Raw genomic sequence first — 13,097 nt, 5'->3', positions numbered from 1 at the left:
TGGACTTTGTGCATGATCAGCTGGCAACAGGAAAGAAACTCCGGATTCTGACTATTGTCGATACGCATTCACGCTACGCGCCGGCAACCGATCCGCGCTTCAGTTATCGTGGTGAGGATGTCGTTCAGACACTTGAGAAAGTGTGTCGTCGTGCCGGCTATCCGAAGACAATAAGGGTTGATAACGTCCTATATTCGGAATGAACACCTGTTTTTAGCAACAGGTCATTATCGCGTCGGTCTTTTTACCGATGCGTTTAATCATGTTATAGGCCGCGCCGATCGTCAACGAACGGTCTCTCCTATAACAAACACAGAGCACGCGTTATCGCGGCTCTCACCGTCCTTAAGACGATATCCTTTTGCCATCGAGCGGAAGGCCTGAAAATTATCTACGAGGTCGCGGCAATTGCCAGCGCCTCCACGACACTGTCAGAGAAAGGTCCTTCCGCTGTGGATCGCCCCCTCATAAAAGGGACGATAAGTTTCGCCGCTTTTGATGACCGCGTGCACGGTTCGAGCCATTTTGGCGGCGATTGCTGTAAACGCCTTGCGGCGTAAATGGGGGTTGTGTCGATCTTTTGTGATGTAGCGCTCAAACTTGTCGCGAAAGCTATTGGGGCGCTGCAATATCGCAACCTGAGCTGCCATCCATAAAGTCCGTCTCAATCGCGCATTTCCATATTTGGAGAGCTTTGTCTGACCGCGAAACATTCCTGATTGGATGGTTGCCAGATCCATACCACAGAACTTCAGGAACTGACGATGATGATTGAAACGTCGCAAGTCTCCCGCTTCTGCCAGGATCGTCAAGGCATTGATCGGACCAATAGCCTCTTTCTAGAAAGCCAATATCTGCCGGATAATTCTCGACAGAAAGATGGCGGATCGTGTCGCGAATGAAGCCGATCCCGTATTGTGACAGCGCGATGTTTTCCGGTGCAGTAAATTGCTGGCGGATTGCACTGGCCGAAAGGGAAGAGGAAGCTGAAGCGTAGCTCGGATCGCGCTCGATGACAGTTACGCGTATTGGATGGGTGGCATCTCGCGTCAGGAAATAGGCAATGGCACTGCCGATAACGCCGCCGCCGATGATGAGGATATCGCTGATGTCAGACATGCTTTTTAGCCATTTCAATTGCACAGAAGGTCATATCAACTCGCTGACGCTGATTTCCTTGTGAACGTCCTGTGCAGAATGGGCTTCATCAAATCGATCAAAAGCAAACGCTGGATTTTCCAGCCAGGAACAGCTTCCATGCACGGCAATGGTAGCAAGCCCCTGTCCGACCGCAGGCGAAACCTTGAAGCCTTTTTCGCTGGCGCCTGCACAAACCAGAAGCCCGTCCAGCCCCAACACTTTGCCATAGATCCCCTTAAGATCGGGCGTAAAGCCATCCACACCCACCCAGCTACGCCCCCCGACCGCTCGACTGGCCGCTGGAATACGGACGCTCAACCGCTTGATTCCGTCCCGAACCGCCTGTTCTTCCACATCGTCGCGTAAGTTCGCCGGATCCATCGGTGATCCGTATCGGGTATCGCGCATGGAGATCGTGGCAAGGCCGGTTGCTTCAGGCCGGAATGACGTATCGAATTCTGCATCGAGAAAAGTCGCTGGTGAAACAATTTCCCGAGGCAGGTGAACCCGCCCTATGGACAAACGGCGCGGGATCACCGGCAGACTTAGCCCGATAGTGCTTGCCAAAGCGCCCGACCAGGCTCCTGCTGCCAGGATCACAGTTCCCGCTTCAATCCGGCCCTCTTGCGTATCGACACCGATGACCTTGCCGTCGCGCTCCAGGATGGAACGCACTTCGTTACGGGTAGACAGAGTCACGCCCAAGCGTGCTGCAGCCGTTAAAAAGGAATCCGTCACATGCGCACCATAGGCGCAACCGCAACGCGGCTCCCAAGCTGCACAACTCGTTTCGGTATTCATGAACGGCTGCAGTTTCTTCAACTCAGCGCTATCCAGGAGATAAGCCTCCCCGCCCAATCGGTTGACCCGATCTATATTCGCCTGCACTGCCGCACGCCGGGAAACATTTTCGAGATAAAGAAAGCCCGTTTGGTTGAAGCTGCAATCGCCACCGACGATGTCCCCCCAATTCCGGAATATTTCATTGCTGCGAATAGCCAGTTCTGCTTCGGGATCATTGGCATGATAAGTTCGCAGAAGGCCCATTCCCCGGCTGGATGCCCCGGCTGCCGGCCATGCTCGATCCACGACAGTAATGCTCCCGGCACCCATTTTTGCCAGAAAGAAAGCTGTCGCAGCGCCATTCACACCGCCGCCGATAATAACGACATCAGCCGTTCGGCTATAATTGCTATTCATGATGTTATTGTTCCTTCTTTTGCCCTGTCTTGGCCAGTTCGCACCAAAAATCCGGTACTGAACCGCCCATCTGTGCAACCGGCAAAGCCGCTTTAATGCCGCAGAATTTCACCGAGAAAATTTCGCGTTCGGTCATTGGCTGGATGCGAGAAAAAGCTTTGGGGATCGTTTTCCTCGATGATCTCACCGCCATCCATGAAGACAATGCGGTCGGCCACAGCTTTGGCAAATCCCATTTCATGGGTGACGCAAACCATGGTCATACCGTCACGCGCCAGCTCAATCATCGTTTCCAATACTTCACCCACCATTTCGGGATCGAGTGCGGATGTCGGCTCGTCGAAAAGCATGACCTTGGGCTGCATGCATAGCGAGCGGGCAATTGCCACACGCTGCTGTTGCCCCCCCGACAGTTGGGCAGGATATTTATCGGCCTGATTGCCGATATGAACGCGCTGCAAAAAAGCCATCGCCCGCTTTTGGGCCGTTTCGCGCGGCACCCTTCGCACCCACATCGGCGCTGCCATGAGATTCTCCAGCACCGTCATGTGCGGAAAGAGATTGAAGTGCTGAAACACCATGCCCACATCGGCGCGCACCTTGTCGATATGACGCATCTTCGGACCAAGCTCGATGCCGTTTACGATGATATGTCCTTGCTGATGTGCCTCGAGCCAATTCAGCGTGCGGATCAACGTCGACTTACCCGAGCCCGAAGGGCCACAGATCACGATGCGGTCGCCTGGATCGACGGAAAAATTGATGTTTCTCAAGGCCTGGTATGAACCATACCATTTGTTCACGTTTTCCATTCGGATAATGGATTTATTCATGGCCCTGTCCTTCAACGCGACTTGGCTCGGAAATGTGCTTCAAGCCTGGCTTGCAGCAGTTCCAGCACAATCGAAAGTAGCCAATAGATCAGTGCCGCCGTAATGAGCATTTCAAGATGTTTGAAGTCCTTGGCTCCAAGCGTCCGGGCGAGGAACATCAGTTCCCATACGCCGATGACGGACACGAGGGAGCTATCCTTCAGCATCGAAATGAACTGGTTACCCGTCGGGGGAATGATGAGCGGCAGAGCCTGCGGCAAGATGATGCGACGCATGGTCAGTCCGAAACCGAAACCAAGTGAACGGGATGCCTCCCATTGGCTTTTCGGAACGGATTGGATACCCGCTCTGAATATTTCGGTCATATAGGCGCCGTAACAAAGGGAGAGAGCAAGAACGCCTGCCGGGACGGCGTTGATCACATATCCAAGCTGCGGCAGCCCGAGATAGATTATGTAGACCTGCATCAATAACGGCACACCGCGGAAGAACGAAGTGTAGAAGCTGGCAACCGCGTTTGCGAAATTATTGGATGACAGCTTGGCAATGGCCCCGGCGAGTGCCAGCACGGATGCAAACAGGATCGAAATACTCGAGATGTAGAGCGTCGTGAAAACACCCTGTGCGATCATGAACCACAGCTTACCTCGAATAAAGCTGATGTCGAGGTTGAAACTATAGAAGAACGCCAGAAACAGCCCCGTCAGTTCGAGCCAGATCACGGCCAGCTGTACCGCTCTCGGCAGAAAGCTGATTGCGTATAGATTCAGAATGAACAGAAGTCCGAGAACCAGCGCGATGGATACGCGGCCGAAATAACCGGATAGTTCAGGCGCACCGATAGCGGGACGCATGATTTCACCAAACCCTGTATTGGTGAGATTCACGGCTGCGAAAAAAATCGTTGCGCCGAGAAGCAATGCTCCGAGAAACAACGGCTTCCGGATCAAAGGTTCACGTTCGACAGTATCAGGATAAAGCATGTGGGCATTCTCCTCGAGCCCTGTACGGCGTGCTTACACACACCGTTTGCCGACTTATTCAGCGACCGTGTAGTCGATGCCGCCGTACCACTTCTTTGAAAGTGCGCTGAGCGTTCCATCCGCATGCATTTTGGCAATGATATCGGCGAGTTTTTTGGAAAACTCATCGTCTCCGAGATCTATGGCCACGGCCATTGGTTCGTAGAAAACCGGCTTGCCAATCACCTTGATCGGATAGCCGCTGCTGATCGCTTGCTGGATCGAAGGCAACGCGTCCAGAAGCGCGTCGAGGCGCACGCCATCACCAAGACGCATATCGTCAAACACGGCCTGAACGCCTTGATAGGTAACCACTTCGCCGGGTTGCACGGCGTATTCAAAGGGCGGTGTTCCCGCAGCATCGATCTTGAGGTCATGTTCCAGATAGAACTGGAACGTGCATCCCGCGCACACACCGATCCGCTTTCCCTCCAAGGCAGAAATGTCATTGAGAGCGCTTTTTTCATGCACCGCGAAAGCAGCGGGCGAATAATAATAGATCGCCGGGAAAGCGAGCACCTTGGAGCGTGTGCTCGTGGGTGTCATAGAACCAACAGAAACATCCCATCGCCCTTGCCATTTGCCTGCCGTAATAAGCTCCCATGCCGGCGTCACGAACTCTACCTTGACGCCTAACCGTTTTGCGATCTCCCGCGCCACTTCGACGTCAAATCCATCCATCTCGTTTTTATCATTCATGAAGCTCTGCGGCGCCCAATTTGCAGAAGTCGCGACCTTGATCACGCCGGAAGAGGTAATGCGGTCCAGCGCTTCCCCTGCAAATGCAAGCGCAGGCAGGAAAGCGAGAGAAGCACCCGCGATTAAAGCGGCCATACTGTTTCTGATGTTCATCATGTTCCCCATTGTTGTGCCTCGCTGATTTCGCGAGGCTTTCATTGGTTTCTGTGGAGAATAGAACGAACCGATAAATGAAAAAAATGAATTCATATTATGTTGGTATAGCTAAACGGAATATGCTGTCAGGCGTTCAGTGAAAGGAAACGGACGTGAATATCCGACAACTGAAATTGTTCAGCGCAATATACGAAACGCAGTCGGTCTCGCTTGCAGCCGAAAGGCTTTTCATATCCCAGCCTGCCGCGAGCAAGATGCTTGCAACGCTTGAGGATCACGTCGGCTACCAATTGTTCAGACGCGAGGGCGGACGGTTGCGCCCCACGCCAGAAGCACATCTACTCAGTGACGAGATTATTGAAGTCCTGCACGGTTTTGATCGTCTCAACTTAAGCTTTCGTCATGCGGGCCGCGGAATGCGAGGAGGTGTGCGCCTCGCCGCGGTACCGGGCCCCTCGCTAGGGTTTTTGCCAATTATTGTACAACAATTTCAACAGCATTGGCCGGAAACAAACTGCACTCTGAAAACACGCAATGCAGTGTCGGTGCGTGAAATGATCGAAACAGGACAAGCCGATATCGGCATCACTGACACCGGAATTGCCTCGCCCAAATATGATACGATGTCGATAGAGTTGGAATGCTACTGCGCCGTCAATCGATCCCATCCGGCAGTCAGCGCGGCAATGCTTTCGCCATCCTTGCTCGGTGAAAGCAATTGGATCACATTCGGGCCCGAACATGAGACGTTTCATCCATTGCTCTCGGCATATAGAGAAGAAAAGCTCGCGTTCAAATCGAACCTGACAGTCGACTCATCCGTGCAAGTCTTGTTAATGGTGGAGCTGAATGCTGGTGTGGGATTGGTTGACCCACTCAGTGCCAGCCTTGTTCAGAGCGGGCAACATGTTCGTTTTCCCGATGTGCTGCTCAAACCGTTTGCACCGCGTATTACGGAATCGTACGATATTATATCGGTCAACTCGCGCCCCATGTCACAGGCTGCAAGTTCGTTTTTGAGTTACATTCATGATGCCCTCGCGGCTCGTCCCATTGGCTCATGATCGGCAACTTAAATATGTCGTGCAATACTCGCTGCCCGATAAGCACTCCAGGCTATAGGTGATCCTCGCGTGTGGCCTACTCCATCAAGCCTTGCCGAGTTCCACCGAACGCTTGCGCGCTGCTTCAACGGCCTCGGCAACGAGTGTCTTGAGACGGTCGCCACCCATCAGCACGTCAAGCGCTGCCGCCGTGGTGCCGTTCGGGCTCGTCACCTGCTCACGCAATTTCGACGGGGTGTCGGTGCTGGCGTCGGCAAGCGCGCCCGCACCCATCACGGTCTGCATGGCAAGAAGTGCCGCCGTTTCGCGTGGCAGACCGGCCGTAACACCAGCATCGGTCAAGGCTTCGATGAAGTGGAACACATAGGCCGGGCCTGAACCCGAAACCGCCGTGACGGCATCGTTTCGTCATCGACGCTGGCGACCTTGCCCGACGTTGCGAGCAGGCGCGCGACGAAAGCCTCGTTGTCGGCGGTCACATTGGTGTTCTTAAAGGTCACCATCATGCCCTTGCCGATGGCGGCAGGCGTGTTGGGCATGCAGCGGAGGATGGCCGCGTCGCTGCCCAGATGATTTTCAAACAGCGCAACCGGAATGCCAGCTGCAACGCTGACAAAGGTGGCGGCAGGCGCAAAGCGCTTATAGGCAGGCAGGACAGCGTTCATCACCTGCGGCTTGACGGCAACCAGGATCATGCGCGGCTTAAGGTCAGCAGGCAGCGCATCCGCGCTGGCATAGGCGTGAACGCCAGCGCCAGCTGCACGTTCGCGCAGCGCATCCGTCGGCTCGACGACGTGAACATCGCCTGCTTTCAGAATGCCATTGTCGAGCCAGCCTTTGAGCATGGCAAAGCCCATATTGCCGCAACCGACGAGAATTACCGTATCCTGCATATTGATTGTTCCGATCTGGCGCGTACTTAGGGAAAATTCGCTCTTGATCTGATACGACATATCAGATCGTTGAGTTGATTTAGTCTTATCGCAATGGCATTCTGAAAGTAGCCAATCCGCTTAATACGATGACAGCGGCTCCGAGAAGTGTCAGCGCGTCCGGGATCGAACCGAAGACAAGATAGCCGAGCCCGACTGCCCATAATAGATGGGTATAGGAAACCGGCGCGAGCCGGGAGAGTTGTGCTTCCGGTCTGCGATAGGCAACAGCGATGGCCACATGCGCTGCAAGCCACAGCAAGCCCATCAAAACAGCCATCGTACCTTCGAGAAGGTTGGGCACAACAAAGACGAAAGGCTGGCCGAGCGTGAGCACGACAAGTCCGCTTATTGCCGAATAGGCCAGCGTCGTTTCGAGTGTATCGACCAGCACTGCCTTGCGTGTCATCACCATGGCGGTAGCCCAACAGGCCGCAGAGGCGATTGAAAACAATGCTGCCGGATTATAGGCGGAAAGGCCGGGACGCAGAATAACCATGACCCCGATCAATCCGCCCGCGACGCCAAGCCAACGAGACGAGTTCACCCGCTCCTTCAGCAGAAGAACGGATAGCAGCGTGACAAATGACGGAGATAGAAACACCAATGCCGTAGCTTCCGCCATTGGCTGCAATCTCAACGCCATAACCAGAAGGATCGTCGCACCCGCCATGCCAAACCCGCGTGTGATCTGTTCACCCGGACGTGCACTTGGTCTAGGCAATCCTGTTCGCAGACATATGACAATAAGCAGCGCCGCAGCCGCCAGATAGCGAAACCACGCTATCTGAATGGGATGAAAGCTCACTGACAGTTTCTTTGCGATTGCATCCGAAGCCGCAAAGAGCGCCATTGCCAACAGGCACAGAAAAACGCTCTCGCGGCCACGCCAGATCGATCGACGATTGATCCCTTTGCCTAGAGTGGCGACGTAGTGAGGAATCATGGCCAAGTTCAGGATTTTCGGACTTCGAGAACGACGCCAGCCTCGCTGCGCGTATCGAAATAGCAAAAGCCACCACCATCTGTTCGTTTGCCACGTGCGATTACTGGTAGGCCCAAACTACGTCCATGGGCTTCGGCTACATCGCGGTCCTCCACCTCGAAACCGAGGTGATAAACGCCCTCGCCATTTTCATCGAGAAAACGCTTTTGCGGAGAATCCAGCACACCGGGGTCACAAAGCTGGATCTGGACATTGTCGAGGTTCGCGCACTTATAGCGCATGGCCTTGGATGCCGCTTTATTCGGGACATCAAACTCCAGATACTCGCCCGACTTCGGATAGTCGAACCAAGGCCCAACGCCGAGGCTCTCATAATAGGCCACGGTCTTCTCAAGGTCTTTGACGACGATGCAGATGTGGTGAAGCTTTTGGAAAATGGTGTTCATATGGGTTTCTCTAGAGGGGAAAGTTGACAATAGTTCTCGCTACTCCCGGTTGTGGAAACCAGGAGTGGACGTTCATCAGCGGGTTCGAACTTGGTTAGATCTGGATTGCCGGTTCGATAATGGCCATGGTCTTTTCGACGTGTTCGCGCGCAGCGCGCTCGGCCTGATCTTCATCACGTGCAATCAGAGCATCGACGATCTTGCGATGCTGAAGATTTGTCTCCTGCACTTCCTCATTGGAAAACAGGATCGGAACCCGCAGCATCCAGTAATGAAACTGTGTTCGCTCGTGGAACTGGGAGAGAAACATATTGTCCGCACCGCCCACAATGAGATTGTGAAACTCGTTATTGAGACGATTGAGTTCGGGACGGGTCAGCCCCTCCCCCGGCTCCATAGCATCGATCAACCGCTGAAGGTCATCGAAGGTTTGTGCTGGCGCATGGCGGGCGGCAAGCCTAGCTGTCGCCCCTTCAATGGCCGCGCGACTTTCAAATATGGCTCTTATCTGGCTGCGGTCGACATTTTCGACAACCCAGCCGCGTCCCCGGCCAAGCAATCCCTCGCCCTTCAGCAGCAGGAGAGCCTCGCGAACCGGCGTGCGCCCGACGCCAAGCCGCTCGCACAATTCTTCTTCAAGCAAGCGCTGACCTGGCTTCAACTCGGAGCCCAGAATCATACTGCGAATGCGAGTCCGAACATCTTTCGCGATGGGCTCGCCGCCCGAGTCTTTCTTTTCCGCCATTTTCAGTCTCCGAATCATCCGGACATTTTAGAGGCAGGCAATACCCGCGCAAGAAACTGTCGCGCCCGCTCACTGTCTGGATTGGTGAAGAATTTGGCCGATGGCGCATCTTCCGCCACCTGACCACCTTCCATGAAGATGACACGATCCGCGACATCGCGTGCAATCGCCATGTCGTGGGTTGCGATCACCATGGTCTGACCTTCCTCGGCGAGTGCGCGGATGGTCACCACGACTTCCTGCGCCAGTTCTGGATCAAGCGCGCTTGTCGGCTCGTCAAGCAAAAGCACGCGAGGCTCCATCGCCAGGGCGCGAGCGATGGCAACGCGCTGTTGCTGGCCGCCGGATAGCGCCGAGGGATAAGAAGCCGCTTTGGTTTTCAGGCCAACCTTGTCCAGCAAAGCCATGGCGACTTCGGCAGCTTCGGCTTTTGGACGCTTCAAAACGTGCACAGGGCCGCTCATGACATTCTGAATTGCCGTCATATGACGGAACAGGTTGAAGTGCTGGAACACCATGCCGATTTTTTGCCGCTGGCGGCTCAGTTCGCGGTCAGAAAGCTCATGTAAAGCCATCGCGGTTTCCCGATACCCAATCAGTTCACCATGGACATAAATCCTGCCCGAACTGATGCGATCGAGATGGTTGAGGCAGCGCAGCATGGTCGATTTTCCAGCGCCCGAGGGGCCAAGCAATGCAACGACCTGCCCCGTTGGAACATCAAAACTCACCCCGCTGAAAGCATTCACGGCGCCCCAGTTCTTTGACACATTTATCGCCGACACTGCTGGCATATTTTTAGCTGTCGCGCTCATCGTTGCGGAAATACCTTCTCTAGCGTGGTCTGGATCGCGGTCGCAAAGGCGGTCATCACGAGATACCAGAAAGCGGCCACTGCAAGCAGTTCCACCACGTGGAAATTGGAGGAATAGATATCTGTCGCCACACGCAACAATTCCAGATAGCCGATGGCCGATGCTAGGGATGACGATTTCAGCAGCATGATATACTGGTTGCCTGCCGCCGGTATGATGATACGACCCGCCTGCGGAATGACCACTTGTGTCAGCACCTTGCGTTGCGTCATGCCAAGCGCCGTCGCAGCCTCGCGCTGCCCCCTGTCCACCGCCAGAATGCCGCCCCGAATGATCTCGCTCATATAGGCGCCTTCAGCCAGACTGAGACCTGCCAACGCGGCAAGGAAGGGTGTTACCACCGAAGTGGTTGGCGCATCGATCAATGGCATTTCCATAAATGGAAGCGCGATATAGATGCTTGGAAACATGATCGGCACGGCATTGAACCAGAATATAAGCTGGATCAGCATTGGCGTGCCGCGGAACAGATAGACATAGACTGCTGAAATACCCGACAGTATAGGGTTACCACTGACGCGCATCAATGCGGAGACAAATCCTATCAGCGTCGCGATAACCAGAGCCAGTGTTCCAAGCACGAGGGCATTGACCGCGCCCATGACGATCATTGGACTAAAAATATAGTCTTTGAAGATCACGAAATCGAGAATCTGTGCCCGCAATGACGCCCATGCGATGGACGCTACGCAAGCCAGGACAATGGCGCCTAAAACCCACGAGCCCCAGCGGCGCCGGTGAATGATTGGCAGGTTGGAGGTTGGGTGAATAGTACTGGCATCCATTGCCCTGATTCCAATATCAATTACGTTTGCTTGCAGGCAAATTGATGGTGATTTCCGGAAGAACGCCGCCGCCTACGCCCCACTTGTCCATGATGGATTGATACGCGCCATCAGCCCGCATTTCTTCGGTCGCTTTCTTGATCGCATCCCGTAACCCGCTTTGGTTTTTCGCGAAACCCCAGGAAGTGATGTAAGGCGTCAGAATATAGTTGCCGCCGGCGATTGCGTATTTGCCGGGAAACTGAGACCCCATATAGACCAGCGCGGGGAAGTCGCCCAGATAGGCGTCGACGCGCTTGAGGTCGAGCTGCATGCGCGCATCGGGTGCAGAGGGCAACTGCTCTGCAACAATTGCGGCTGCTCCGTTCTTCTGACATGTGGCGGAGGCTTCTTCGACTTTTGCCATGATCACCCGGCTGCCGAGAAGCGTCGCGACTTTTTTGCCGCAGAAATCAGCAATGGTTTTGTATTTGCTGTCGTCTTCAGCGCGCACCAGCATGCTGCCGCCCGACATCATGTAATTGACGAAATCGAGCTTCTGTTCGCGCTCTTCAGTGTCGCTGATACCGCCCGAAGCCATATCGAAGCGTTTTGCTTCAATGCCCGGGATGAGCGCCGAATATTCAGCTTGCACGAATTGCATTTTCAAATTGAGGCGCTTGGCAATTTCCCGCAACAGGTCAGCGCTGGCGCCGCTGACTTCCTGACTCCCCGGCTCGCGAAATTCGATGGGCGGAAATGTCTGCTGCGAACCGACAGTAAGTACGCCCCGATCACGGATTTCCTGCGGCACAAGCGATGCCGCGTCCTGCGCAAAGGCTTGGCCTGACGTCATCAAAGTCAAGGCGCAAACCGCGCTCATAAATGGAAGTCGACGCTTATTCATTAAAAGTTCCCCACTGTTTGTTTTTATCTTTGGTGTTTAAGGCGACGGGATACCCATCGCCTTGTAATACCTTATCGCGTTTCCGCACCCCGCCCCGGTATCTTGGATGGATTGGGACGATCGGCGCGTGGGCACTCACCAGCTGCATCGAAAACGCCCTGCACTTTGTCGATATAGTCTTGAGGAAAGCCCCACTGCTTCAGGCCTGCCGGAATATGCTCCCAGTAGAAGTTCGGCGGACGCATTGCAATGCCAGGAGTAATGAGACGGTAAGTCCAGCAATCATACATCTTGCCGTCGTCGCCATAGACGGTGACGCAGCAACGTTCGAAGTCGTCATAATCTTCTTCGAAGTGCTTTTCATCATGTTCGAATACAACGCCGAAAGCCTTTTCGCCATAAGCTTCCGCCGTATTGAGAAAGTGGCACCAGCCACGGTCCTTGCGCTCGCCCGCAGCATGGAAGCGTAGCGCGTGATTGGCCGCATAACCCTTCGTGATCGACTTGGCCTCCGGCATATAGCGGCCGATTTCGATATCGTGCAGCCAGGTGCAGTAAGCGAAATAATACATCATTACCTCTTCCAGAATGACAGTAGGCCGACGACCACCGCCACCTAAGTTTATGTGATTCACAGGCACTGACATGCCCCGCGCAACGGATTTGGCATCCACCATTTCCGTATACATAAAAATATATTTTAGCGTATATTTTTGTCAAGTACGATTCTCGCCGATGCTGAAAATATCGTTCCGGGCACAGAGAGAGGAAAGCCGACGGTCGGCTGGATTTCGAGATGCGAAAGAGCCAACCTGATGAACCTGTAGAAGGGAAACTGCCATGCAATTTGAATTCGCGCACACGCACGCCTATCCCGGATGCAAAGTCCGGGTCACTGACGCAAATGTTGAGACGGAGGCGGTCGTAATGTTCAGCGACGGTGTTGTCACGGGGGGGAGATCTGAACGCCAGACAGATGTTATCCTTCTGGCCATATCTTCTTACGAAACAGCAAGAGGCACAAAAATAGCTGAGAAAGCATGGATATTAAGACATGATGTCAAACAGGGTTATTGGAAAGTCTCTGCCAGGGCACCGACATAACGTCCGACTGATAAGCCCCAGATTGCCAGTCAAGAATCGTTTTCACGGCTTTGTTCCTGAGGTTGGCCGTAATGAAACATCCCCATCGCCTGGATAACTCAGGCAATAGGGATGTTTTTGAGTGTATCAGATAGCCTTCTGCAACTCCGGCAGCACGGTGAAGAGATCACCGAGGAGGCCGTAATCGGCAACCTGGAAGATCGGCGCTTCTTCATCCTTGTTGATGGCGACGATGACGCGGCTGTCCTTCATGCCAGCCAGATG

The 13,097-nt window shown here is 54.1% G+C and carries 12 protein-coding genes and 5 pseudogenes; 2 read left to right on the top strand and 15 right to left on the bottom strand.

Annotated elements, in window-relative coordinates; all coding sequences use genetic code 11:
- A pseudogene (locus FIC94_RS22010) lies at window positions 1-182 on the top strand (integrase catalytic domain-containing protein); the annotation flags it as partial.
- A 249-nt stretch (window positions 183-431) separates the two neighbouring features.
- On the opposite strand, the pseudogene FIC94_RS22005 reads toward FIC94_RS22010, so the two are convergent.
- From FIC94_RS22005 to FIC94_RS21980, 6 genes and pseudogenes are all read right to left on the bottom strand, one after another.
- A pseudogene (locus tag FIC94_RS22005) lies at window positions 432-830 on the bottom strand (transposase); the annotation flags it as partial.
- A gap of 13 nt (window positions 831-843) precedes the next feature.
- A pseudogene (locus FIC94_RS22750) lies at window positions 844-1,119 on the bottom strand (FAD-dependent oxidoreductase); the annotation flags it as partial.
- Between the two features lie 30 nt (window positions 1,120-1,149).
- On the bottom strand, window positions 1,150-2,418 hold the full coding sequence (locus tag FIC94_RS21995) for an NAD(P)/FAD-dependent oxidoreductase (RefSeq protein ID WP_140026429.1): 1,269 nt from the start codon (window positions 2,416-2,418) through the stop codon (window positions 1,150-1,152).
- Between the two features lie 14 nt (window positions 2,419-2,432).
- Entirely contained in the window at window positions 2,433-3,173 is a 741-nt protein-coding gene (locus FIC94_RS21990) for an amino acid ABC transporter ATP-binding protein (protein ID WP_180918113.1), read from the bottom strand.
- Window positions 3,174-3,184: 11 nt separating this feature from the next.
- A complete protein-coding gene (locus tag FIC94_RS21985; protein WP_140026428.1) occupies window positions 3,185-4,156 on the bottom strand; it encodes an amino acid ABC transporter permease in 972 nt (323 codons plus the stop codon).
- A 54-nt stretch (window positions 4,157-4,210) separates the two neighbouring features.
- Window positions 4,211-5,047, bottom strand: a complete 837-nt coding sequence (locus FIC94_RS21980) for a transporter substrate-binding domain-containing protein (RefSeq protein ID WP_140026431.1) — start codon at window positions 5,045-5,047, stop codon at window positions 4,211-4,213.
- A gap of 155 nt (window positions 5,048-5,202) precedes the next feature.
- On the opposite strand from FIC94_RS21980, the gene FIC94_RS21975 reads away from it, so the two are divergent.
- Complete coding sequence (locus FIC94_RS21975) at window positions 5,203-6,114, top strand: LysR family transcriptional regulator (protein WP_140026427.1); 912 nt, start codon at window positions 5,203-5,205, stop codon at window positions 6,112-6,114.
- Between the two features lie 84 nt (window positions 6,115-6,198).
- Here the strand turns inward: FIC94_RS21975 and proC are convergent.
- The 9 genes and pseudogenes from proC to FIC94_RS21930 all read right to left on the bottom strand — a co-directional run.
- Window positions 6,199-7,007: pseudogene (gene proC, locus FIC94_RS21970) on the bottom strand (pyrroline-5-carboxylate reductase).
- Between the two features lie 85 nt (window positions 7,008-7,092).
- Window positions 7,093-7,992: a DMT family transporter gene (locus FIC94_RS21965; protein WP_140026426.1), complete on the bottom strand. Its 900-nt coding sequence runs from the start codon at window positions 7,990-7,992 to the stop codon at window positions 7,093-7,095.
- A gap of 8 nt (window positions 7,993-8,000) precedes the next feature.
- Window positions 8,001-8,438: a VOC family protein gene (locus tag FIC94_RS21960; protein WP_140026425.1), complete on the bottom strand. Its 438-nt coding sequence runs from the start codon at window positions 8,436-8,438 to the stop codon at window positions 8,001-8,003.
- A 94-nt stretch (window positions 8,439-8,532) separates the two neighbouring features.
- Window positions 8,533-9,183: a GntR family transcriptional regulator gene (locus FIC94_RS21955; RefSeq protein WP_180918112.1), complete on the bottom strand. Its 651-nt coding sequence runs from the start codon at window positions 9,181-9,183 to the stop codon at window positions 8,533-8,535.
- A 14-nt stretch (window positions 9,184-9,197) separates the two neighbouring features.
- Complete coding sequence (locus tag FIC94_RS21950; protein WP_328592148.1) at window positions 9,198-9,953, bottom strand: amino acid ABC transporter ATP-binding protein; 756 nt, start codon at window positions 9,951-9,953, stop codon at window positions 9,198-9,200.
- Between the two features lie 41 nt (window positions 9,954-9,994).
- Window positions 9,995-10,843, bottom strand: a complete 849-nt coding sequence (locus tag FIC94_RS21945) for an amino acid ABC transporter permease (protein WP_140026422.1) — start codon at window positions 10,841-10,843, stop codon at window positions 9,995-9,997.
- Window positions 10,844-10,859: 16 nt separating this feature from the next.
- Window positions 10,860-11,729, bottom strand: a complete 870-nt coding sequence (locus FIC94_RS21940) for an ABC transporter substrate-binding protein (RefSeq protein WP_140026421.1) — start codon at window positions 11,727-11,729, stop codon at window positions 10,860-10,862.
- A gap of 71 nt (window positions 11,730-11,800) precedes the next feature.
- Entirely contained in the window at window positions 11,801-12,304 is a 504-nt protein-coding gene (locus FIC94_RS21935) for a gamma-glutamylcyclotransferase family protein (protein ID WP_235892092.1), read from the bottom strand.
- Between the two features lie 655 nt (window positions 12,305-12,959).
- Window positions 12,960-13,097: pseudogene (locus tag FIC94_RS21930) on the bottom strand (electron transfer flavoprotein subunit alpha/FixB family protein); the annotation flags it as partial.

The organism is Ochrobactrum teleogrylli (assembly GCF_006376685.1).
In the GTDB taxonomy this organism is placed as follows: Bacteria; Pseudomonadota; Alphaproteobacteria; order Rhizobiales; family Rhizobiaceae; genus Brucella; species Brucella teleogrylli.
The sequence above is the reverse complement of the archived record's forward strand: the minus strand, read 5'-3'. Positions and strand labels throughout refer to the sequence as shown.

Excerpts from the sequence above, each read along its gene's own strand:
- FIC94_RS21990 (WP_180918113.1), bottom strand. The coding sequence starts at position 3,173 with ATGAATAAATCCATTATCCGAATGGAAAACGTGAACAAATGGTATGGT.
- FIC94_RS21985 (WP_140026428.1), bottom strand. The coding sequence starts at position 4,156 with ATGCTTTATCCTGATACTGTCGAACGTGAACCTTTGATCCGGAAGCCG.
- FIC94_RS21980 (WP_140026431.1), bottom strand. The coding sequence starts at position 5,047 with ATGAACATCAGAAACAGTATGGCCGCTTTAATCGCGGGTGCTTCTCTC.
- FIC94_RS21965 (WP_140026426.1), bottom strand. The coding sequence starts at position 7,992 with ATGATTCCTCACTACGTCGCCACTCTAGGCAAAGGGATCAATCGTCGA.
- FIC94_RS21960 (WP_140026425.1), bottom strand. The coding sequence starts at position 8,438 with ATGAACACCATTTTCCAAAAGCTTCACCACATCTGCATCGTCGTCAAA.
- FIC94_RS21955 (WP_180918112.1), bottom strand. The coding sequence starts at position 9,183 with ATGGCGGAAAAGAAAGACTCGGGCGGCGAGCCCATCGCGAAAGATGTT.
- FIC94_RS21945 (WP_140026422.1), bottom strand. The coding sequence starts at position 10,843 with ATGGATGCCAGTACTATTCACCCAACCTCCAACCTGCCAATCATTCAC.
- FIC94_RS21940 (WP_140026421.1), bottom strand. The coding sequence starts at position 11,729 with ATGAATAAGCGTCGACTTCCATTTATGAGCGCGGTTTGCGCCTTGACT.
- FIC94_RS21935 (WP_235892092.1), bottom strand. The coding sequence starts at position 12,304 with ATGATGTATTATTTCGCTTACTGCACCTGGCTGCACGATATCGAAATC.